This window comes from Agrobacterium sp. D14 (assembly GCF_001526505.1).
Classification (GTDB): Bacteria; Pseudomonadota; Alphaproteobacteria; order Rhizobiales; family Rhizobiaceae; genus Agrobacterium; species Agrobacterium leguminum.
Genome location: NZ_ASXX01000052.1, coordinates 277,809 through 299,916, shown reverse-complemented (window position 1 = coordinate 299,916; position 22,108 = coordinate 277,809). Strand labels below are relative to the sequence as shown.

General features: G+C 60.3%; 22 protein-coding genes, 1 pseudogene and 1 riboswitch. Of the genes and pseudogenes, 11 read left to right on the top strand and 12 right to left on the bottom strand.

The genetic code is table 11. From position 1 onward, the window contains the following. Window positions 1-100 precede the first annotated feature (100 nt). From L901_RS22640 to L901_RS22620, 5 genes and pseudogenes are all read right to left on the bottom strand, one after another. Window positions 101-886 carry an SDR family oxidoreductase gene (locus L901_RS22640; protein WP_059760432.1) on the bottom strand — a complete coding sequence of 262 codons (786 nt, stop codon included), beginning with the start codon at window positions 884-886 and terminating at the stop codon, window positions 101-103. Between the two features lie 24 nt (window positions 887-910). Next, a complete protein-coding gene (locus L901_RS22635) occupies window positions 911-1,870 on the bottom strand; it encodes a sugar-binding transcriptional regulator (RefSeq protein WP_059760430.1) in 960 nt (319 codons plus the stop codon). A 20-nt stretch (window positions 1,871-1,890) separates the two neighbouring features. Then, window positions 1,891-3,360, bottom strand: a complete 1,470-nt coding sequence (locus tag L901_RS22630; protein WP_059760485.1) for an FGGY family carbohydrate kinase — start codon at window positions 3,358-3,360, stop codon at window positions 1,891-1,893. 116 nt (window positions 3,361-3,476) lie between these two features. Next, complete coding sequence (locus L901_RS22625; protein ID WP_059760428.1) at window positions 3,477-4,433, bottom strand: transketolase family protein; 957 nt, start codon at window positions 4,431-4,433, stop codon at window positions 3,477-3,479. Continuing rightward, window positions 4,433-5,241, bottom strand: a pseudogene (locus L901_RS22620) (transketolase). The gene L901_RS22625 and the pseudogene L901_RS22620 overlap by 1 nt, the downstream one beginning before the upstream one ends. Before the next feature lie 440 nt (window positions 5,242-5,681). On the opposite strand from L901_RS22620, the gene L901_RS22615 reads away from it, so the two are divergent. The 4 genes from L901_RS22615 to L901_RS22600 all read left to right on the top strand — a co-directional run bounded on the left by L901_RS22615 (window position 5,682) and on the right by L901_RS22600 (window position 10,126). Further along, window positions 5,682-6,662, top strand: coding sequence for an ABC transporter permease (locus L901_RS22615; RefSeq protein ID WP_059760426.1), 981 nt, complete (start codon window positions 5,682-5,684; stop codon window positions 6,660-6,662). Between the two features lie 134 nt (window positions 6,663-6,796). Continuing rightward, the gene (locus tag L901_RS22610; RefSeq protein ID WP_059760424.1) at window positions 6,797-7,726 is read left to right on the top strand and encodes a sugar ABC transporter substrate-binding protein; all 930 of its coding nucleotides are present in this window, start codon (window positions 6,797-6,799) and stop codon (window positions 7,724-7,726) included. A 118-nt stretch (window positions 7,727-7,844) separates the two neighbouring features. Further along, window positions 7,845-9,323 (top strand): sugar ABC transporter ATP-binding protein, encoded by a 1,479-nt coding sequence (locus tag L901_RS22605; protein WP_059760422.1) that lies wholly within the window; start codon window positions 7,845-7,847, stop codon window positions 9,321-9,323. A 14-nt stretch (window positions 9,324-9,337) separates the two neighbouring features. Further along, complete coding sequence (locus L901_RS22600; RefSeq protein ID WP_059760421.1) at window positions 9,338-10,126, top strand: SDR family oxidoreductase; 789 nt, start codon at window positions 9,338-9,340, stop codon at window positions 10,124-10,126. Window positions 10,127-10,418: 292 nt separating this feature from the next. Here L901_RS22600 and ribB read toward each other — a convergent pair whose 3' ends face one another. Beyond that, complete coding sequence (gene ribB / locus L901_RS22595; RefSeq protein WP_059760419.1) at window positions 10,419-11,060, bottom strand: 3,4-dihydroxy-2-butanone-4-phosphate synthase; 642 nt, start codon at window positions 11,058-11,060, stop codon at window positions 10,419-10,421. 120 nt (window positions 11,061-11,180) lie between these two features. Next, window positions 11,181-11,331: riboswitch (FMN riboswitch) on the bottom strand. A gap of 291 nt (window positions 11,332-11,622) precedes the next feature. On the opposite strand from ribB, the gene L901_RS22590 reads away from it, so the two are divergent. Continuing rightward, window positions 11,623-12,225, top strand: a complete 603-nt coding sequence (locus L901_RS22590) for a hypothetical protein (RefSeq protein ID WP_125146930.1) — start codon at window positions 11,623-11,625, stop codon at window positions 12,223-12,225. A 267-nt stretch (window positions 12,226-12,492) separates the two neighbouring features. Here L901_RS22590 and L901_RS22585 read toward each other — a convergent pair whose 3' ends face one another. From L901_RS22585 to L901_RS22575, 3 genes are read right to left on the bottom strand one after another with little or no spacing between them, the layout of a single operon-like run. Further along, entirely contained in the window at window positions 12,493-13,200 is a 708-nt protein-coding gene (locus tag L901_RS22585; RefSeq protein WP_059760417.1) for a TIGR02281 family clan AA aspartic protease, read from the bottom strand. Continuing rightward, window positions 13,197-13,388, bottom strand: a complete 192-nt coding sequence (locus L901_RS22580) for a DUF1289 domain-containing protein (RefSeq protein ID WP_059760416.1) — start codon at window positions 13,386-13,388, stop codon at window positions 13,197-13,199. The genes L901_RS22585 and L901_RS22580 overlap by 4 nt, the downstream gene beginning before the upstream one ends. Window positions 13,389-13,407: 19 nt before the next feature. Next, the gene (locus L901_RS22575) at window positions 13,408-14,193 is read right to left on the bottom strand and encodes an adenosylcobinamide-GDP ribazoletransferase (RefSeq protein ID WP_059760483.1); all 786 of its coding nucleotides are present in this window, start codon (window positions 14,191-14,193) and stop codon (window positions 13,408-13,410) included. 152 nt (window positions 14,194-14,345) lie between these two features. On the opposite strand from L901_RS22575, the gene cobT reads away from it, so the two are divergent. Both cobT and L901_RS22565 read left to right on the top strand, forming a co-directional pair. Then, entirely contained in the window at window positions 14,346-15,380 is a 1,035-nt protein-coding gene (cobT, locus tag L901_RS22570; RefSeq protein WP_003522166.1) for a nicotinate-nucleotide--dimethylbenzimidazole phosphoribosyltransferase, read from the top strand. A gap of 8 nt (window positions 15,381-15,388) precedes the next feature. Beyond that, window positions 15,389-15,793: a diacylglycerol kinase gene (locus L901_RS22565; RefSeq protein ID WP_020012886.1), complete on the top strand. Its 405-nt coding sequence runs from the start codon at window positions 15,389-15,391 to the stop codon at window positions 15,791-15,793. A 61-nt stretch (window positions 15,794-15,854) separates the two neighbouring features. Here the strand turns inward: L901_RS22565 and pdhS2 are convergent, their stop codons facing one another. Then, entirely contained in the window at window positions 15,855-17,390 is a 1,536-nt protein-coding gene (gene pdhS2 / locus L901_RS22560) for a two-component system sensor histidine kinase PdhS2 (protein WP_035262217.1), read from the bottom strand. Window positions 17,391-17,498: 108 nt separating this feature from the next. On the opposite strand from pdhS2, the gene L901_RS22555 reads away from it, so the two are divergent. From L901_RS22555 to L901_RS22540, 4 genes are all read left to right on the top strand, one after another. Further along, the gene (locus L901_RS22555; RefSeq protein WP_059760414.1) at window positions 17,499-18,092 is read left to right on the top strand and encodes a thermonuclease family protein; all 594 of its coding nucleotides are present in this window, start codon (window positions 17,499-17,501) and stop codon (window positions 18,090-18,092) included. Continuing rightward, window positions 18,085-18,729, top strand: coding sequence for a uracil-DNA glycosylase family protein (locus L901_RS22550; RefSeq protein ID WP_183044090.1), 645 nt, complete (start codon window positions 18,085-18,087; stop codon window positions 18,727-18,729). Before L901_RS22555 ends, L901_RS22550 begins: the two co-directional genes overlap by 8 nt. A gap of 70 nt (window positions 18,730-18,799) precedes the next feature. Continuing rightward, window positions 18,800-19,288 (top strand): Lrp/AsnC family transcriptional regulator, encoded by a 489-nt coding sequence (locus tag L901_RS22545; protein WP_003507846.1) that lies wholly within the window; start codon window positions 18,800-18,802, stop codon window positions 19,286-19,288. 286 nt (window positions 19,289-19,574) lie between these two features. Then, entirely contained in the window at window positions 19,575-20,540 is a 966-nt protein-coding gene (locus tag L901_RS22540; RefSeq protein ID WP_059760411.1) for an aliphatic sulfonate ABC transporter substrate-binding protein, read from the top strand. A 244-nt stretch (window positions 20,541-20,784) separates the two neighbouring features. Here L901_RS22540 and L901_RS22535 read toward each other — a convergent pair whose 3' ends face one another. After that, window positions 20,785-21,609 carry a class I SAM-dependent methyltransferase gene (locus L901_RS22535; protein ID WP_059760410.1) on the bottom strand — a complete coding sequence of 275 codons (825 nt, stop codon included), beginning with the start codon at window positions 21,607-21,609 and terminating at the stop codon, window positions 20,785-20,787. Between the two features lie 84 nt (window positions 21,610-21,693). Then, a complete protein-coding gene (locus L901_RS22530) occupies window positions 21,694-21,960 on the bottom strand; it encodes an usg protein (RefSeq protein ID WP_003522173.1) in 267 nt (88 codons plus the stop codon). Window positions 21,961-22,108 lie beyond the last annotated feature (148 nt).

Genomic DNA, 22,108 nt, shown 5'->3' with positions numbered 1-22,108 from the left:
GGCTTGTCCCGAGGATCTGCAACCGTTTGATTTTATTGGACGTGAATAGATCCTCGGCACAGGGCCGAGGATGACGGAGGCGAGGCTTGCGCAAGGCCCCTCAAGACATGATCAACCCACCATCGACATTGATCGTCTGGCCGGTGATATAGGCCGCGTCGTCGGAAGCCAGAAACGCCACCAGTGCGGCCACTTCGGCGGGCGTTCCGGCGCGGCGCATGGGGATGTTGCGCACCCATTCGGCCATCAGTTCGCCGGGCTTGTACTCACCCAGCATCTGGCCCCAGACGCGGTCGTTATAATCCCACATTTCGGTGTGGATGATGCCGGGGCAAATGGCGTTGACGGTAATGCCTTCCGGCGCGAGTTCCTTGGCAAGGCTTTGCGTCAGCCCGACGACGCCGAACTTCGAGGCGGCGTAATGCGGGGTATAGATGAAACCCTGCCGCGCCTGACCGGAGGCGGTGTTGACGAGGCGACCTTTGGTGCCGCTTTCGCGGAAGCGGCGGATCGCCTCCTGGCAGCAGAGGAACGCGCCCTTGGTATTGACGTCGAGGTTGAAATCCCACTGTTCCTGCGTCAGCTCTTCGATCTTCGAAATGGTGATGACGCCGGCATTCTGGACGGAGATAGAAAGCGGGCCGATCGCCTCTTCGGCGGCGCCATAGGCCTCGCGCACCGCTGCCGCATCCCGAACGTCGAGGATGAGTCCATGGGTGACGGCGCCGGTTTCGTCCGCGAGTTTTTTGGCGGCATCCTGCGTGTCTTTGTCGACAGAGGCGATGGCGACTTTCGCACCTTCCTCGGCAAAACGGCGGGCGATGCCGTAACCGATGCCCTTGTTGCCTCCGGTCACGAATACGGATTGACCTTCAAAGCGCCTCATGTCTCCTCCTTTATGGGATTTTGGCTATGTTTCCTGGCCGACCAGTCGTTCGGCGGTGAATTTGTCGGTGACGAGCACGTCGATCACCCCGGTTCTGAGCGCGCCGGCAATCGCCTCGGTCTTTTTCGAACCGCCGGCGAGCGCAATGACACGGTCGACATTGGAGAGGTTTTCCAGCGGCAGGCCGATGACCCGGTCGTCGAGCGGCGTTTTGACCGGCTTGCCTTGCCTGTCGAAGAACCGCAGCGATATGTCGCCCACCGCACCCGCCTGCGCGAGATCGGCGAGTTCCTTGGCGGAAAAGATGTTGCCGGAGCGGGCGAGAAGCTCCGACGGCTCGACCGCACCGATGCCGACGACGGCGAGCGTGATCGACCCGAAGAGATCGATGGTTTCGCGCACGAAGGGATCGGCGAGCATCAAAAGCTTCGCCTCGCGGGATGTGGCGACGCCCGGCACCGGCAGCAGTTTCGGTTCCGCCTCCGTCAGCCGCGCCAGGCGCGTGGTGATCTGGGTGGCGTGCGTCTGTACCGATGGGTCGCCCATGCCGCCCAGCGTCTGGACGATATAGCGCGCCTTGGCGCCTTTAAGCGGGTGGATGTTTTCCACCATCTTGAAGATCGTCTGGCTCCAGCTGGAAACGCCGATGATCTCGTTCTGCGACAGTGTCACTTCCAGAAAATGCGCCGCCGCTTCGCCGATGCGGGCCATGATCGCGCCATCGCGATCCTCGCTGCAATCGACAACGATGGCTTCCGGCAGATCGAAGCGTTCGCGCAGCTGCGCTTCCAGATCGCTATAGGTGCCGGGCGGCGGAATGATGCTGGTGCGGACGATGCCTTCCGCCTCGGCGCGTTTCAACATGCGCGAGACGGTGGCTTGCGAGAGATTGAGATGCTGGGCGATTTCCGCCTGACGCTTGTGCTCGCTGAAATACATCTGCGCCACGCGGGAAATCATTCGAAGTTCGTTTAGCCTGCCCATAAGCCCTCCAGGGTGAATTTTTATTCACCATTACCCGAGGTTACAGACAAGGTCGAGCGGGCAATCGCGTCGCGCCAGATGCCGAGCCGCTGCCGGCTTTCGCTGTTGGCGGGCGCGATGGTGTTGCCCTGGCTTGCAAGGGCGGCGATGGCCGTAAGATCGCTCCAGAAACCGAGGGCGAGGCCGGCGAGATAGGCAGCACCCAGCGCGGAGGCTTCCGGCGCATCGCGCTGAATGACGGGATGTTCCAGCATATCGGCGACGCATTGCATGAGGAAACGGTTCTGGCTCGGCCCGCCATCCACGAACAGCCGCCCGAAACCGGAAGGCGACTGCGCGCGCATGGCGGCAAAGACGTCATGGACCTGAAAGGCGATGGAATCGGTGACAGCGCGGGCCATCTGGGCACGGCTGGTGCTGAAATTGATCTGGGAGAAAAGCGCACGCGCATTCGTATCCCAATAGGGCGCGCCGAGACCGACGAAGGCCGGCACGAAGCCGGGGCCGTTTGGCTCGGCGGTGGCGGCCAGCTCTACGAGGGCGGCGACATCCGGCAGGCCGAGAATCTCCGTCATCCAGGGCAGGGAGGCGGCGGAAACGAGAATATTGCCCTCGAAGGCGAAGGTGGGTTTGCCGCCGAGCCGCCATGCAACGGTGGTGGTGATGCCGCGTTCGGGCGCGATGAAATGCGGCAGGGTCGTCATGACAGAGGAGCCGGTGCCGAAGGTTACCTTGCCATCACCCGGATTGAAGGCGCCATGGCCGAAGAGAGCGGCGTGGCTGTCGCCGATGGCGGCGAGGATCGGCGTGCCATCCTTGATGCCGGGAATGCCTGATGTGACGCCAAAATCGCCGCTGCTGTCGCGCAGATCGGGCAGGGCGTTGATATCGATGCCGAAGAGCTCGCAAAGCTCATCGCTCCAGACCTGCCGGTTGAGATCGAGCACCTGGCTGCGGGCGGCGTTGGAGGCGTCGCAGGCATGAACCTTGCCGCCGGTGAAGCAATGGATGAGCCAGCTATCGATGGTGCCGATGCGGAGCCTGCGCCCCTTCGGGGCACGCTCCAGAAGCCAGCGCATTTTTGCGCCGGGAAACATTGGGTCGATCGGCAGGCCGGTCAGCGCCATGACGCGCTCGGAATGGCCTTTCTCGATCAGCTCAGCGCAGTCTTGCGCCGTTCTTCGGCACTGCCAGCTGAGCACCGGGCCGAGCGGCTCGCCGGTTTCGCCATCCCAGATGGTCACGGATTCGCGCTGGTTGGAGATGGCGATTGCTGCGACATCGACGTTAGAGGGCGCGGCGGCAAGGCAGGCGGAGATCGCTTCGCAGACCGAGGCCCAGATGCGCTGCGGCTCCTGTTCCACCCAGCCGGGCTGCGGATAGGCGATGCCGACGGGTGACGAGCCGCGCGCCAGCAACTCTCCGCTTTCCGAGACGAGTATGGCCTTGGAATTGGTGGTGCCCTGATCGATGGACAGAATGGCGCGCATCATGGGAGTCTTTCGTCGGCAGTTTTTCGTTTCGGCCTTGCGGCGATTAAACGACGATATTGCAGAAAGGGTGTCGCCGCGCATCCGAAGACACGCGACGACTCTGGGAGGAGACCTTATTTTCTCTTGATCAGCGCTTCGGCCGCATCCGCAATGGCGGCAGGCGCCATGCCGAATTCATCCAGCAGCCACTCGGCCGAACCCGTATGGGCGAAGACGCCGGGGACGCCGAGGCGCTTCATCGGCACGGGGGCCTGTTCGACCACGACTTCGGCAATGGCGGAGCCGAGGCCGCCGAAGATCGAATGTTCCTCGGCCGTCAGGATCGCGCCGGTTTCCTTCGCTGCTGCGACGATAGCCGCCTCGTCGATGGGGCGCACGGTCGCCATGTTCAGCACACGCGCCCTGACGCCACGGCTGGCCAGAATATCGGCGGCCTTGACGATGCGATGCGTCAGCGTGCCGTTGGCGATCAGCGTCACATCGGAGCCCTCGCGCAAAAGATTGGCGCGGCCGAGTTCGAAGACATGGCCTTCCGGCAGCAGATCCGGCACGCCGACGCGTGACAGCCGCAGGAAGCAGGGGCCGGCATAGTCCGCCGCCCATTTGACGGCGGCGGCCGTCTCGATGCGGTCGCAGGGGGCGATGACCGGCAGGTTCGGCAGAACGCGGGTCCAGGCGAAATCCTCGATGGAATGGTGTGTCGGGCCGAGTTCGCCATAGGCCATGCCCGAGGATATGCCGATCAGCTTCACATTGGCGTTGGAGTAAGCGAGGTCGGCCTTGATCTGCTCCAGCGCGCGGCCGGTGAGGAAGCAGGATGCGCCGCAGACGAAGGGCAGTTGGCCGCCATTGGCAAGGCCGGCGCCAACGCCGACCATATTCTGTTCGGCAATGCCGACATTGACGAGGCGCTCGGGGAATTTCGACTTGAAGCCGCCGAGCTTCGAGGAGCCGACCGAATCGTTGCAGACGGCGACGACCCTGTCATTGCCGGCGGCCAGCGCCTCCAGCGTTTCGGCGAAGGCGTCGCGGCAGTCATAAAGCTTGGCGGCGGTTACGGGCGCGTTCATTACAATGTCTCCGAAAGTTCTTTGACGGCAATTTCGTACTGTTCCCTGCTCGGAACCTTGTGGTGCCAGTCGACGCGGTCCTGCATGAAGGAAATGCCATGACCCTTGTTGGTGTGGGCGACGATGCAATGCGGGCGGTCGCCGCGATGCTCCAGCGCCGGAACCACTTCCGCCATGGCGTTGCCGTTGATTTCGCTGACTTCCCAGCCGAAAGCCTCCAGCTTCGGGCGAAGCGGCGCGACATCGTTGGTTTCCGAAAGCGCCGCACCCTGCTGGAAGCGGTTATGATCGACGATCAGCGTCAGGTTGTTCAGGCCGAACTGTGCGGCGGACATGATGGCTTCCCAGTTGGAGCCTTCCTGCATCTCGCCGTCACCGGTCATCACATAGGTGTGGTAATCCGCACCGGAAAGCTTGGCCGCCTTGGCCATGCCGACGGCGACGGGCAATCCATGGCCGAGCGGGCCGGTATTGGTTTCGACGCCCGGCACCTTGTTACAGTTCGGATGGCCGTTGAGGCGCGAATTCGGCTGCAGAAAGGTCGAGATTTCCTCTTCCGGAATGAAGCCGCGCTTGGCCAGCGTCACATAAAGCGCGCAGGCCGTATGGCCCTTGGAAAGCACGAAACGGTCTCGGGCAGGGTTCTTCGGATATCCGGCCAGATGCGCAGGACGCGGAAATAAAGGGCCGTCATGATGTCGATAGCGGACATTTCGCCGCCGACATGGCCCGCACCCGCTTCGAAAACGGCTTGTACGTCGCGAAGGCGAATCTGGCGCGCAATGCGCTCTAGCTCCTGGGACTGCATGGAATCCTCTTCAAAACATGCGTGTGAATATTTATACAGCTATTTATATAATTGCAGAGATGGCGTTTCTGTCAAGCCGGAATTGTGAATTGTGTTGTTTCGGCCCAAGCCGCTCCGTTCCGGTGTCGCTGAATTTTTCATGGGGAAGGGTATTCGCGGCGTCCTCATCCCTGTGCTTGTCACAGGGATCCAGCCAGCCCAAGTCCTTGGGCTGAAAGGATTCTTTCCGCCGCGCAGACGCGCGTCTGCTGGATTCCTGTGACGAGCACAGGAATGAGGGTGGGAACGTAAGTCGCCAGCCATCCCATCCTCCGCAGGGTCCGTCCCGCCACTAACACCCTATTGACAAGCTTCTCGAAACTGGCTTATGCATGTTTCACCGATGATGAATAATTATTCTAATCGGTTTAAAAAATGCAAGACAGTCACCGGGAGGAGCCATGTCCGCGATTGAACGCAATGAGGGGGTCACGCACACCAGGAGCCCGCTTGCCTGGTTGAGCGGTGCGACCGGACCTCTTTTGGGCCTGCTGCTGCTCTGCGTGTTTCTGACCTTCGCCAGCGAGAATTTCCTGTCGCTGCGCAATGGGCTCAACATCCTCGACCAGATCACCGTGCTCGGCATCATGGCCGTTGGCATGACTTTCGTGATCCTGCTCGGCGGCATCGATCTGTCTGTCGGCTCGGTTCTGGCGCTGTCGATGATGATCATGGGCTGGACGGCCAATGTGGCGGGCATGCCGATGGGCATGGCCATCGTGCTGGCGCTGATCGCGTCCGCCGCCTGCGGCCTCGTGGTCGGTATTCTGGTTACGGCTTTTCGGGTGCCGGCCTTCATCGCCACGCTGGCCATGATGTCGGTGGCGCGCGGTCTCGCCAACATGATCACCGATGGACAGCAGATCGTCGGTTTCCCTGACTGGTTCATGATGCTGGCAATCGACCGCCATTTCGGCGTGCTGACAGCGACCGTGCTTCTGATGCTTGTCGTCGTTCTGATTTCCTGGCTGTTCCTGCGCTTCCGTTCGGAAGGCCGCACGGTCTATGCGGTTGGCGGTAACCCGGAAGTGGCGCGCCTTGCCGGTATCAATGTGCCGCTGGTGACGATCTGCGTTTATGTCGCCTGCGCGGTTCTTGCCGGTCTCGCCGGCATCGTTCTTGCGGCGCGTCTCGACTCGGTGCAGCCCTCCAGCGGCTTCGGTTACGAGCTGGATACGATTGCGGCCGTCGTCATCGGCGGAACCTCGCTTTCGGGCGGTGCGGGCGGCATCGGCGGAACGCTGATCGGCGTGCTGATCATCGGCGTGCTGCGCAACGGCCTCAACCTGCTCAACGTCTCTCCCTTTCTCCAGCAGGTCATCATCGGTGTCGTCATCGTGCTGGCCGTTGGCGCTGAAACATTGCGCCGCCGCAGAAGCTGAATTTGCCTGCGGTCGGTGCTGAGCCGTCCGCGCAATAAACGACCCTCCTTATTGGGGAGGCGTGAAATAAACGGCCGGAGGGGAGGAGGTTCGATCTGCCCGAAGGTCAACAATCAACAAATGGAGGAATAATCATGAAATTTTCACGCATTCTGCTGACATCCGCCGCCCTTCTCGCCCTGTCGCTCGGCTCTGCCAACGCCGCCGAAGTCAAGAAGATCGGCCTTGCCGTCGCCAATCTGCAGGCGAACTTCTTCAACCAGATCAAGCAGGCCGTCGAAGCCGAAGCCAAGACGCGCGGCATTGCCGTCGTCACCGTCGACGCCAAGGGCGACGGTCCGACGCAGGTCAACCAGATCCAGGATCTGCTGACCCAGAATATCGATGCGCTGATCTATATTCCGGCCGGTGCCGCTGCGGCGACCGTTCCGGTGAAGCTTGCCAAGGCCGCCGGCGTTCCGGTCATCAACATCGACCGCAATGCCGATGGCGCGCCGGGCGATACCTTCCTCGCCACCGATTCCGTCGCTTCCGCCAAGGCGGTTTGCGATTACATCATCAAGCAGGCCGGCGGTTCGGGCAAGATGGTCATCATCCACGGCCAGAAGGGCACGACGCCGGAAGTGGACCGCACCAAGGGCTGCATGGAATCGGTAAACGCCAATTCCGGCGTGAAGATTGTTGCCGAACAGTGGTCCAACATGTGGAGCCAGGATGAAGGCTTCCAGATCATGCAGAACATGCTGCAGGCCAATCCGGATGTTTCCATCGTCTTTGCACAGGCCGACGGTCTGGCGCTTGGCGCGGCGCAGGCGATCAAGGTCGCCAATCCCTCGCAGAAGATTGTCGTCGGCGGCTTCGATGGCGATACGGCGGCGCTTGAGGCGCTGAAGAACGGCGTCTTCGACGTGACCGCAACACAGCAGACCCAGAAGATGGGCCGCACGGCTGTCGAGATGGCCGTCAAGATCGTCGGTGGTGAAAAGGTTCCGGCCGTGCAGCTTTCCGATGCGACGCTGACCACCAAGGAAAATGTCGAAGGCTTCATCGCCAACCATCCCTGATGCATCCGCCCCGCGCCTCCGATGAGATGCGCGGGGCTCTCATTGGTTTGTCTCTATGCAATTTGGACACAAGGCTGTGGCGTATCTCCGCCGCGGTCGTGTCCTGGGAGGTCCCGTCATGCGCGAGCCGGTTCTTTCGCTCCGTGGCATCAGCAAACGTTACGGTCCGCTCGAGGTCCTGAAAAACGTCGATCTCGACGTTTATCCCGGCGAAGTGGTGGCCCTGCTGGGTGAAAACGGCGCGGGCAAATCCACGCTGTCAGGCATCATCGCCGGTTCGCGTGAACCGTCCGAAGGCTCGATGACATGGCTCGGGCAGCCCTATGCGCCGTCTTCGCCGCGAGAGGCGATCGACAAGGGCATCGTCCTCATCCATCAGGAATTGAAGCTTCTGCCGGAGCTTTCCATTGCCGAAAACGTGTTCATTGGCCGCTGGCCGATGAAGAACGGCGTTGTCGACCGTGCCGAGATGGTGCGGAGAGCCCAGCAGCAATTGGCGCGCCTCAACCTTCACATTCCCGCAACCCGCAAGGTGGCCGGCCTTTCGACCGCCAATCAGCAGCTGATCGAAATCGCCAAGGCGCTGGCGCTGGACGCCAAACTTCTGATCCTCGACGAGCCGACGGCGGCACTTGGCGGCGCGGAAACGCAGGCGCTGTTCGAGCAGGTGCGCAAGCTGCGCGCCGAGGGCGTGGGCATCATCTATATTTCCCACCGCATGGAAGAGATCAAACAGATCACCGATCGCATCGTCGTATTGCGCGATGGCGAGCGGGTGCATGAATTCGCCGATAGCGCGACGCCGGTGCGCACCATCGTCGAAAGCATGGTCGGCCGCTCGCTGGAACGCCTGTTTCCGACGCTGCCGGAGCCGCAGGACAAGATGGTGTTGGAAGTGAAAGGGCTGACCGGCGCGGACAATGCTTTCCGCGACATCAGCTTCGGCGTCCGCGCCGGTGAAATTCTTGGTATCGCCGGTCTGATCGGGGCGGGACGCACCGAACTGGTGCGGGCCATTTCTGGCGCCGATCCGACGAGTTCGGGTGAGGTGCTTCTGGATGGCAAGGTGCTGACGTTGAAAAGCCCGGCGGATGCGATTGCCAAGGGCATCGTCATGGTGCCGGAAGACCGCAAATTGCAGGGGCTGGTGGTGGAGCATGAGATCGGCGAAAACCTGATCTATGCCAATCTCGACCGCGTCGGCACCGGCTGGATCACGCCGCGCATCAAGCGCGCCTTTACCAGGGAGGCCATTGCCAAATTCGGGGTGAAGGGCCGCAGCGAACAGCCGGCATCGGATCTTTCCGGCGGCAACCAGCAGAAGGTGGTCATTGCCAAATGGCTTGCCCGCAATCCGCGCGTGGTGGTGCTGGACGAGCCGACCCGCGGCATCGATGTCGGCGCGCGGGCGGGCATTTACGATATCATTGTCGATCTGGCGAAAAGCGGCGTGGCCGTCATCGTCGTCAGCTCCGATCTCGAGGAGGTGCTGGGCGTTTCGAACCGCATCCTCGTGCTCGCGCAGGGAAAACAGGCCGGCATCCTCAACCGCGACGAAGCAAACGACGTCTCGGTCATGGAACTGGCAACCATCTGAAGAAGGAAATACCGATGTCCACCATCACGCTCAACGCGCCGAAACTGTTCGATCTTTCCGGCCAGGTGGCGCTCGTCACCGGCGCCGGTTCCGGCATCGGCCAGCGGATCGCCATGGGGCTTGCCCAGTCCGGTGCCAATGTCGCGCTGCTCGACCGCCGCACCGATGACGGTCTGACGCAGACGGCGGATTTCATCGCCAAAGCCGGGCGCAAGTCGATCCAGATCGCCGCTGATGTGACCAGCAAAGAGGCGTTGACCGATGCGGTTGCGCGTACTGAAGCCGAGCTTGGCGCGCTGTCGCTCGCCGTCAATGCCGCCGGTATCGCCAATGCCAATCCGGCCGAGGAGATGGAGGAAAGCCAGTTCCAGACGATGATGGATATCAACCTGAAGGGCGTTTTCCTCTCCTGCCAGGCGGAGGCCAATGCCATGCTGAAGAACGGACGCGGCGCAATCGTCAACATCGCCTCCATGTCCGGCATCATCGTCAATCGCGGGCTGATGCAGTGCCACTACAACGCCTCGAAGGCCGGCGTCATCCACATGTCGAAATCCATGGCGATGGAGTGGGTGGCGCGCGGCATTCGCGTCAACACCATCTCGCCGGGTTACACGGCAACACCGATGAATACGCGGCCGGAAATGGTGCACCAGACCAAGATCTTCGAAGAACAGACGCCGATGCAGCGCATGGCAGGCGTTGATGAGATGGTTGGTCCGGCGATCTTCCTGCTGTCAGATGCGGCGAGCTTCGTGACGGGCGTGGACTTGCTGGTGGATGGTGGTTTCTGCTGCTGGTAGGGTTTTCAACGCGGTAGCGCTGAGGTGGACGATAGGGCGCGCCAGACCTATGGGCCAGGTTGACGCGGCTTTTTCCCTCCGTCACCCCGGACTTGATCCGGGGTCCAGTGCGATCAAGTCTTTGATCGCAAAAGACTCTTCTCACGGCGCAGACGCGCCGTGGCTGGATGCCGGATCATCCTCGGGCTTGTTCCGGGGACCGGCATGACGGAAGAGGAGAAGCCAGACGGTTTCACAAGCATCACGCCCGGCTTGCGCCGGGCGTTTTCGTATTCACACCACGATCAGTAGATCAAGCGACCTGCTTCTGCGCCACTTCCTCGACAACCTCGCCCTTGAGATAAGAAACAAGGTCCTTGATCGTCACGACCAGCAGGCCGTGGCGTTCGGCGAAGACTTCGAGCTGGGGCAGGCGGGCCATGGTGCCGTCGTCATTGGCGACTTCGCAGATGGTGCCGCAGGGATATTTGCCGGCGAGGCGGCAGAGGTCCACGGCTGCTTCGGTGTGGCCGGTGCGGCCGAGAACGCCCTGCGGGTTGGCGCGCAGCGGGAAGATGTGGCCGGGGCGGGCGAAATCTTCCGGGCGCGATTCTTCCGATACCAGCGCGCGCACGGTCTTCGCGCGGTCGGCGGCGGAAATACCTGTTGTGGTGCCCGGAATATAGTCCACCGAGACGGTGAAGGCCGTCTTGAGGGATTCGGTATTGCGTGACACCATCAGCGGAATGTCGAGCGCATCGAGACGCTCGCCCGGCATGGCGACGCAGATCAGCCCGCGCGCATGGTTCATCATGAAGGCGATCTGCTGTGGGGTGATGCTGTCGGAGGCGGCGATGATATCGCCTTCATTTTCGCGGTCTTCGTCGTCAACCACAATCACCATCTCGCCACGGGAAATGGCTTCGATGGCGTCTTCAATTTTAGCAATGGTCATTTTCTTTCAAGCCTTTCAAGGGTTATGCCGTTTTGCGGCATTTTCGCGCTTCGAGAAGCGCCAAATATCCCTTGGGCGAACAATGCAATGCGAAGCCCGCTCACGCGCGGGCGTCCTATGCCTTGTCCTCTTCCATCCGGACTATACCGTCGGCTCCGGCCTCTCACCGGATCTGCTGACCTTCCGGCTTTGGAGACCGGAAGCGCTCGCGGGCTCCGGGAAAAATCCCGATACCGCCGGTGGGGAATTGCACCCCGCCCTGAGAACGGAACCAACATAAATTATCAAATGGGAAGGAATCAAGGGGCAATGGTTCGTTGGACGAGGGCCGGGCAGAAAGAAATCTCTCGGAAAGGCGTTTCTACGAGCATTTTAGTTCCGCCCGTTTTAGGTCGAGTTCCTACCGTGTTTTTCCATCGAGACCGATTTGATATTGGCGGCGCAAATCGTGGCTCGCTCACCATCTGAAGTATCGTATTTATGTTGTTAATATTGGAATCTTATGATTTTTATATTGTCGTTATTACAATATGTATTTTCTTATATTTAAGGGAATTGTTGCATGTCAGCGACGCAGCAAATATCTGAAAGCCCGCAATTGCTCGCCGCGTTGGTGGCGGCTTCCACAGCCTTCACGCTGTGGATACTGGGACAATTTGTAGCGGTGGGCGTAGGATTCTGGAAAAAATCGCGAGAAAAAGAGAAATTTATTCGATCCCTGTATGCGGAAATCGACTTTAATACAGCCGATATGGCGATCTTCCTTGCCGCGCCTATTTCCTATGTGACGTTCAGGGAGCGCATCAAGGAAAACAAAGATTTCGTTCCGCATATTACAGATGCACGTCACACCCATTTCTATCTGAAGAATATCGATTCCATATCGGCCACTGGAAGAGAGTATATTGGAGATGTGGTCTATTTCTATGGTGTTTTGGATAAAATCCGCGCCAAGATAGATGGAATATACCGTAAGAGTTTCACCAATATTTCACTCGAGGGTCGGGAGAGCGCCATTCGTAGCCTCTACGAGCACGCGGAAGAGGCAAAGAAAACCGGCGAGAAGCTTTTGCAGACAATGGAAGGAAAATACAGGGGATACAAACTAAAGCGAAAAATCCGTTCGCCGGGCATCTCAAAAAACCAAAAAGCGCCGAAACCATAGTTCGACGCTTCGCTTCTCACAGCGGAAAGACGTTTAGATCAAAGTAGGATAGGATCTGGACCGATCATGTTGAGAACTCCTGCGTTGAATATGTAATCTTGTCTCATGGTCAGTGCGGCCTGTCAATGATTTGCCGAATTGACGGTATTTTTCGGGATAAGCCACTGCTTCAGCGGGTCAACGTCGACCAACCCTTTCCTCGTTACTTCACATATATTGTGATGCGGGCGTTTGATCGCAAGATAAGACGCCTTCTCCGAGAGCAGCTTATCGGTCCCGTAACCGCAATTCATCGGTCTGCATCTGCAGCGAACCGAGCGTCGACAGGAAGCTCATGCCGAGCAGGCTCTGGCCCAATTGGCCATCCTGCGCGACGAGGGCGGGGATGTTGCGTCGCATGATCGGGCCAATGCTGATTTCCGAAAGGGTGACGGGGGCTGCTGCCGTGCGGCCATTCGCGGTCATCACCGGTACGGTATAGCGGAGATTTGCGGTGTCGATGCCGATTGCGGTCGCATCCGCATTGGCGAGCACCACGGAACTTGCACCGGTATCGACCAGCATGTGGATCGTCTTGCCCTCGACCCCGACATTCGCTTCGAAATGGCCGCTCATCGATTTATGCAGGACGATTTCCTGTTCGCCGCCAGCCGTCGTCACCACCACGGCGCGGCCGGGCATCAGGCCGCCCAGCAGCCGGTCGCCGAAGGATTGCAGGTCGTAGCGATAGAGATAGAGCGAGACGAGGCCGAGAATGATGACGAGCCAGACGGCGAGCTGGCGGATGACTGTGCCGAAACTACCGCGTCTTCCCGCCAGAATGCCGGCGGATAATAGACCGGCAATGGGCAGAAGATAAAGCACGTGGGCGAATTGATCGTTATCGATGCCGAGCGTTCGGCCGCCGTCGTGATTGATGAGAAGCAGGCCAAGGCCGACGGCCAGCAGGAGGAGAACGATGGTCAGCCTGTTCATGCGGTATGGGTCTCCTTGGCGGTCTCGGGCAGGTTTGCCAGTCGTTGCGGCAGCAACCGCATGATTTCGCGGCGCTTCTCGTCGCTATACCTCGCCCAGCCACCGATTTCATCCAGCGTCCGCCCGCAGCCGATGCAGAGGCTGCTGGTTTCATCGAGGCGGCAGATATGGATGCAGGGTGTTTCCATGATGATTTATATCAGGCTGTCACGCCGCAAGGGCAAGGGCGATGAGAATCACGATCTCCGTGATCTGCTGGCAGGCACCGATGGTGTCGCCGGTATGGCCGCCGATCTTGCTGTCGCAGAGCCTGCCGAAAAGGACGGCTGCCAGAAAGGCTGCCGCCAGCACAAGGGCAATCGACAGAAGCGGCAGGGCGTGCAATGTGAAGAGTGTGAAAAGCAGTAGCCCGATCACCAGCGCGATGTTGCGCTCGCTTGAGCCCGGCTGACCGGCGCCGGCGGCGATGCCGGAGGTTTTTGCGGCGGGCAGGGATTGCCAGTGCCACACCATCAGGGTGCGGCTCAGGACAAGCGCGGCGATCAGGGCGGCGGCGGCGGTTTTTGCCGGCAGCGTCTCAATGAGCGAGGCGAGTGCGGTGGCGCGAAGCGCAAAGGAAAGGATCATGGCAATCGTGCCATAGCTGCCGATGCGGCTGTCCTTCATGATCTCAAGCATGCGCGTCTTCTCCTTGCCGCTGCCGAAACCGTCGGCCATGTCGGCGAGGCCGTCTTCGTGCAGAGCCCCCGTGATGAGCGCCGTCAGGCCGATAACGAGCCAGCCGGTGAGCTGCGGAGAGGCGTCGAAGGCTGCGAAAACCACAATAAGGAAAGCGGCGGGCAGGGCGATCAGCAGGCCGGCGGCGGGAAAGGCGCGGGCGGTGCGGCGCATCGACACGCCGTCGGCATCATCGAAAAACCGCGAGGGAACGGGCAGGCGGCTCAGAAAGGCGAGGGAATGCATGACATCTGTTATAAAATCCCCGGCCTTCATGCTCTCTCCGTTGCAGTCGCTGCATTTCCGGTTGTTCCGCGGCGCATCCGCGATTATGAGAGGCGCAACAAAGACCGATTTGCCGGAAAACACAAGTTCCGGACGCATGAGCCGATGCGACAGCCAACCCGACGACGAGAAAGACAGATATCATGAGCATGAGCGGATTGCCCTTCGACGATTTCCGCGCGCTGCTGCGCGAGCTTCCCGGCCCGGATACGCACGCGCTTGTGGCGGCCAAGGAGCGTAATGCGCAGCTGACCAAACCTGCCGGTTCGCTCGGACGTCTCGAAGAAATCGCCATGTGGCTGGCTGCCTGGTCCGGCCGTTCTCCGGCCGTCACCCGTCCGCTGGTGGCGATCTTCGCCGGCAATCATGGCGTTACCCGGCACGGCGTTACGCCCTATCCGACATCCGTGACCCAGCAGATGGTGGAAAATTTCGCGGCAGGCGGCGCGGCGATCAACCAGATCTGCGTTGCAAACGATCTTGGCCTGAAGATTTTCGATCTGGCGCTCGATTACCCGACCGGCGACATCACCTGCGAGCCCGCGCTTTCCGAGCGCGACTGCGCCGCCACCATGGCCTTCGGCATGGAAGCGATTGCCGGCGGCACCGATCTTCTCTGCGTCGGCGAAATGGGCATCGGCAACACCACCATTGCGGCGGCGATCAATCTCGCGCTTTATGGCGGCACGGCGGAAGAATGGACCGGTCCGGGCACCGGTTCGGAAGGCGAAGTCATGGCCCGCAAGATCGCGGCGGTGAAGGCAGCGGTGGAGTTCCACAAGGATCATCTGTCCGATCCGCTGGAGATCATGCGCCGTCTCGGCGGACGCGAGATCGCAGCGATTGCCGGCGCCATCCTTGCCGCCCGCGTGCAACGCATTCCCGTGCTGATCGACGGTTATGTGGCGACGGCCGCTGCCGCTCTCCTCAAGGCTGCCAATCCTGCGGCGCTCGACCATTGCCTGATCGGCCATGTCTCGGGTGAGCCGGGCCATCTGGCCGCCATCGAAAAGCTCGGCAAGACGCCGCTTCTGGCGCTTGGCATGCGGCTGGGCGAAGGCACGGGGGCAGCGCTTGCCGCCGGCATCGTCAAGGCCGCCGCCGCCTGCCATTCCGGCATGGCGACATTCGAAGCGGCGGGTGTGGACACCCGCATCAGCTCCCGCACCGACCATTGAGGCCGAAGATGGACGTGACGCCGCAAAAGAAGCAACCGGAACCCGCCTTTCGCAAGGAAAAAGGCTGGCGGCATCTTTTTGCCGCGGCGCGCTATTCCGTGCAGGGGCTTGGCCGACTGTGGCAGGAAGCGGCGTTCCGGCATGAGGTTCTCGCCTTCGGCGTCGGGCTTGCCCTGCTTCTGGTCGTCGGCGCACCCTTTGCCCATCTTCTCGTCTTTACGGTGCTGATGCTGTTGCTGTTTTCGGTGGAGGCGTTGAATACGGCCATCGAAGAACTGGTGGACCGTATTTCGCCGGAAATCTCCTCGGTCGGGCGGCACGCCAAGGACCTCGGCTCCTTTGCCGTCTTCTGCCTGTTGATGGCGAACGGATTTTTCGTGCTGTATTCGCTGGTAACGACGCTGTTCTTCTGAAGTTGTTAGCCTTAAGGCATTTCCGGACGGAAAACCGGGGGCCACTTTTCCTGGAAATGCCCTAAGCGAAGGACCGGCGGCGCGGCTGGATGGCGTGGGTTTCTTCCACGGCCGGCAGGCTTTGCAGCACGCGTTTGGCCGGCAGGATGGCGATGCCTTCGGTGCCCTCGCGCAGTTTCGATTTCAGGATGAACTGACCGTCATGCTTGGCGAGAATGGCCTGAACGATGGGCAGGCCAAGGCCGGTTCCCTGTTCGGCGCTCTTGATCGCGATCGATCCCTGACCGAAGGCGGACAGCACCACGGGAATTTCATCTTCGGGAATGCCGGGGCCGTTATCCCTGATCGAGACATATTGGCCGCCGCCTGCCGTCCAGCCGGCTTTCACGAGGATTTCACCGCCCTGCGGCGTGAATTTCACGGCGTTGGACAGCAGGTTGAGGATGACCTGGCGGATGGATTTCTCATCGGCCCAGACCTGCGGCAGGCTGTTTTCGAACTGCTGGGAAATTTTGATGTTCTTGGCGCGGGCGCGAAGCTGGATCATGCCGATGCAATCCTCGGCGATTTCCAGCATCGAGATCGCTTCTTCGTTCAGGTCGTAGCGGCCGGCCTCGATGCGCGACAGGTCGAGGATTTCGTTGATGAGGTCGAGCAGATGCTGGCCGGAGCGATGGATATCGCCGGAATATTCCTTGTAGAGCGGATTGTTGAGCGGGCCGAGCACCTCTGATGACATGACCTCGGAGAAACCGAGAATGGCGTTGAGCGGGGTGCGCAGCTCGTGGGACATGGAGGCGAGAAAGCGCGATTTCGCCAGATTGGCTTCTTCCGCGCGCCGCCGCGCCTCGTCGGACACCGAATTGGCGACTTCGAGTTCGGCGATCAGGTCGTCCTTTTCCGTCTGCGAGGAGAGGAGCTTGATGCTGGTCTGGTAAAGGCGGCTGGTGATGCGATGACAGAAGAGGATGGCCATGCCGAACATCAGCGCGAGACCGACATCGAAAGGATTGCGCGAAATGGCCGAGGTCATGCAGAGAGCCGCCAGCACCGGCAAAAAGGTCATGAAGGTCGCCCGCCGCAGCATGAAATTGGCCATGGCGGTGAGCGAAAGCGCGATCAGCAGCGTCGAGCCCTTGAAGAAAAGAACGAGCGTCGGGTCGTTGCGCACCGGTTCGGCCAGCGCAAACATCGCCCAGGCGCAGCCGATGAGGATCTGCATGCCGAGGAAGAGACTTTTCCAGTGCTGAAGATTGTCGGCCGTGATTTCCTGTTTTGCCGCCCGCTTGGCCAAGAGCAGAGAAAAGGCGTGGAAGCTCAGCGCAATCAGCGACCAGATGATCAGGCTGATGTCGCGGGTTATATAAAGGCCGATGATGGAGGCGAGCAGGATGAAAAGCGGCATGATCATCGCGCCCTGCAGGGTTTCGGCGATGTGCATGGTCAGCATTTCGCGTTCATAGGCGTCGCTTGCGCCGGCCCCCTGCTGCAGGCGTTCACGCGTCGTCTTCACCGTGTCGAAGACCGCCTTGTTGCGGTGCTTTTTCGACCGGTCGACGATGATCTTGTCGGTGGACGTGCTGACGCTTTTACTCATTGTTACAACGCAGGGTGACATGAACCCTTGCAGACTACGCGCAAAATCTTAAGAAGATGCTGCCGTGAAAGGATTTGTTTGCCATTTCTGACAAGGGTTTGTTGTTACATGAGACGAAATGGAGGCAAGGGCAGGCGGTTTTCGGCATTTCGCGATGGCGGGCTTTTTCTCGCCACGGTTTTTCTCGGCATTCTGATCGCGGCCAAGCTCGACCAGATCAACAGCGAAACCTATAGCGGCCGCTTCTTCGTGATCGATGGCGATACGCTGTCGAAGGGTGAGGAACGTTTCCGGCTGCTTGGCATCGATGCGCCGGAGCTTGCGCAGACATGCCTGCGCGGCAGCGAAAGCTGGCCGTGCGGTGAGGAGGCACGCCGTGTCCTGCAAAGGCTGGCCGGGGCTGAGGATTTCTCCTGTTCCGGCAGTTCCAGGGACCGTTACGGGCGGGTGCTGGTTTATTGTTCCGCCGGCGGCAGGGATGTCTCATCGGAAATGGTGTCGGCGGGTTTCGCCGTCGCATCCGGTTATTTCCAGTTCTCCAGCGAGCAGGCGGCGGCGCGCAGGCAGGCACGCGGCATCTGGGCGGGAGAATTCGAGAAACCGTCGCAGTGGCGGCGGGAACACCGTGCCGCGGATCTGGAAACGCCGGCGGCGGGTTTCCTCACCATTGTCCGTCATCTTCTGGGGTGGGATCATGGTTGAGCTAGCACCGGTGCGTGATGACGGGCTGGACGTATTGCGCGGCGAAATCGCCCGTTGTCGTCTCTGTCGCGACAAGCCGCTCAGGGGAATGGCCGATCGCCTGCCGCACGAACCCCGGCCGGTGGTCGTCATGTCGACCAAGGCGCGCGTCCTGATTGCCGGGCAGGCGCCGGGGCTTCGCGTGCATGAAACAGGGCTGCCGTTCAACGATGCCTCGGGCGACAGGCTGCGCCAATGGCTGAACGTCGACCGGCAGACATTCTACGATCCGGATCGTTTCGCCATCGTGCCCATGGGCTTCTGTTTCCCCGGTTATGACGACAAAGGCAGCGATCTGCCGCCCCGGCGCGAATGTGCGCCGCAATGGCGTGAGCGGGTAATAATGGCGATGCCGCAGGTGGAGCTGATCCTCGCCATCGGCCAATATGCACAGGCCTTTCACCTGGGTGAAAGGCGGCGCAAAACCATGACGGAAACGGTGCAGGACTGGCGCGGCTTTCTCCATGCCAATTCCGGCCCCGGCATTTTTCCCCTGCCGCATCCAAGCTGGCGCAATACCGGCTGGCTGAAAAAGAACCCATGGTTCACGGAGGAACTGCTGCCGGTTCTGCGACAACATGTGGAAATGCGGCTTTAGTGAAACAATTTTCTGTTTTTCTGCAAAAATTAGTGTATTGAAAGGAAATTAATTCAGGAGGGTAGACGCATTGGATCGCCTAGACCGTAAGATTTTGCGCATTCTGCAAGAGGATTCCACGCTGGCCGTTGCCGATCTGGCGAAAAAGGTCGGCCTTTCCACGACGCCCTGTTGGCGGCGTATCCAGAAGATGGAGGAAGACGGCGTAATTCGCCGGCGCGTGGCGCTGCTCGATCCGGTCAAGGTCAACACCAAGGTCACGGTTTTCGTCTCCATCCGCACCGCCTCCCATTCCATCGAATGGCTGAAGCGTTTCTCCGAGGTGGTTTCCGAGTTTCCGGAAGTCGTCGAATTTTACCGTATGAGCGGCGATGTCGATTATTTGCTGCGCGTCGTCGTGCCCGATATTGCGGCCTATGACGCCTTCTACAAGCGCATGATCGCCAAGATCGAAATTCGCGACGTGTCCTCCGCCTTCGCGATGGAGCAGATCAAATATACGACCGAGCTGCCGCTCGACTATATGCTGCTGGACAATCCGAAATCCGGCGAGGAGTAATCCGCCGCCGGCCAGTTTTTTGACCAATGCCCTTTCCGATTGCCGGGGAGGGCATTTTCATTTGCGGGTCGTTTTTCCCCGTCGATCTGGCCCGCCAAGGGCTGATCCAACCGGAAGGTCCATCCGGTAGCCCCCGCCGGGGCACGACAATTCTATTCCGCCCATCGTGGCAAATTCGCACATTCAATTCTCCCGGCGCTGTCTCCGCGCAAACTGCGATTTTGATAAAATCTCTCGAATATCTACGCTTTTACTGTCGAAGGATGGAATAGCGAGGGATATCCATATGCTTACACGACGCGGAACATTGGGACTGATTGCAGGTGCGACCGGGGCGGTGTTTCTGCCGCATATCCGGCGGGCAAGTGCCGCAACCGCCACATTGCGGATTGGCTGGCAGAAGAATGGCGTGATAGCGCTCGCGAAAAGCCAGGGCGCGCTCGAAGCGTTGCTGAAGGATCGCGGTATCGAGGTCAAATGGTCGGAATTCTCCTCCGGGCCGCCGCTTCTCGAAGCGCTGGGTGCCGGCGCGCTGGATATAGGGCCGACCGGCGATGTGCCGCCGCTTTTCGCGCAGGCTGCGGGCGGTAATCTGCGTTATGTGGGCACTTACAAAGCGGCGGCCGGCGGATCGGCCATCCTTGTGCAGAAGGATTCGCCGCTGAAGACGCTGGAAGACCTGAAAGGCAGGAAGGTCGCCTTCAAGCGCGGCTCCAGCGCGCATAATGTCACCGTCAAGGCGTTGCGAAAGGCAGGGTTGACGTTGAACGACATTACGCCGGTCGATCTTGCCCCGCCGGATGCGGCCGCCGCCTTCCGCAGCGGCAGCATCGATGCCTGGTCGATCTGGGATCCTTATTTCGCCGTGGCGGAAAAAGAGCCGACGACACGGGTTCTCTCGACCGCCGAAGGCATCGTCGATCCGTGGAGCTATTTCCTTGCCAACGGCGATTTCGTGGAGACCAACCCCGATCTCGTGCCGCTGATCCTCAAGGAGCTGGCGAATGTGGGTGCGAAAGCGCAGGCCAATATCGATGCAACGGCAAAGTCGCTGGCGTCGATCACCGGCGTTCCCGAGGATGTCACCAAGGTCTCGCTGACACGCCCGGGCGCCGATCTCGGGCGGGTTTCGCTGGTTCCGGATGAGGCCATCGCCTATCAGCAGGCGCTTGCGGATGAGTTCTATGATCTGAAGATCGTGCCGAAGAAACTCAACGTGGCGGATATCGTCTGGCGACCGAAGGCGAGCTGAGCGGGCCGGAAAAGGTGAGTCTCTTCAACCCGCTGGCGGGTGTTGCTGAGAGGTTGATTCAGCAATGTTCCTTAAACGTAGGGCGAGCATGTCCCGCTTGTTTCTTCTCCCCGCCGGGGAGAAGTCCGCGGCAGCGGGATGAGGAGGCAAGGGTAAAGATAGACCGAGAGCTTACCCCCTCATCCGACCCTTCGGGCCACCTTCTCCCCGGCGGGGAGAAGAAAATTGCCGCTATGTTAGGGCATCAGCCCTTGAGCTTGGCAATCACCAGATGGCCGGGCGTCGGATTGCCGTCCTGCATGCGCACGTTGATGTCGGTCACCTCGAGAACCTCGAAACCGGTCGCCGCCAATCTTTCGCGGACATAGGTTTCCGCATGGGCGAAACGCTGGTGCGGGCCGACCATATAGGGACGTCCGGCCAGGGTTTCTTCGGGCAGGGTTTCCGACGAGAAGATCAGCAGGCCGCCGGCGTTGAGGTTTTCGGCGGCGCCGAAAAACAGCGGCTCCAGCGCGCCGAGATAGGGCAGCACATCGGTGGCGGTGATGATGTCGAAAGGCTCGTCGTCATTATCCTCGAGAAAATCCTCGGCTTCGGCGACGTAGAGCGTCTCGTAGAGGTCCTTCTCATGGGCGATCTCGACCATGTTTTCGGAAATGTCGATGCCGGTGATATCGTCGGCCATGTCGCGCAGCGCCTCGCCGGTGAGGCCGGTGCCGCAGCCGAGATCGAGCAGGCGCTTGAAGGGGCCGAGGTTCAGCGTCTGCAACCGCTGGCGCACCATCATCGGCACGGCGTAACCGAGCTGTTCGACAAGAATATCCTCGAAAGCTTCGGCATGCTGGTCGAACAGGGTTTCGACATAGGCGTCGGGCGCTTTTGGCGGGGTTTCGCCCCGGCCCATGGCGGCGATGCGAACGGCCGCTCCGCCGTGATCGTCCGGATCGATGGCCAGAACCTCTTCATAGGCCTTCACCGCCGCGTCCACATCGCCGGCTTTTTCAAACGCGAGCGCGCGGTTATAGGCCTCGGCAAGCGCCTCTTCGTCGATTTTCTGGTTCTTCGTCATCGTGCCTTATCCGTCAGCATCTTCAGTTGAGGTTTGCTGTAAGCCGCATCGGGGACGGGCGCAATGTTTATGTGGTGCGACGGCTCAGTGGATGATGAACTCCCCCTTGAGCGCGCGCCATTCCTGCGCCGAGATTACCTGCCGGTGCACGTAGCGGACGGAATGCAGCGGTCCGTCGAGCTTTTCCTTCCAGAATTTGAGGAAGCCATGCATCTCAGGGAAGTCCGGGGCAAGATCATAGTCCTGCCAGACATAGGTCTGGAGAACCAGCGGATGATCCGGCAGGCGATAAAATATCTGGGCGGTGGTGAGGCCGTAGCCTCTCAGCATCATTTCCATGTCCTTGTTCATGACGGCGGTTCCCGTTTCCATGATTGCCGATCACAGCGTTACCGCTGTATCGAATATGGGAACACGTCATGGTTAATCCAAGCTTGCCAAAGACATGGGTCGTCACAAAATATTTATATTTTTCAAAATGTTGGCAGCCTTCATTGAT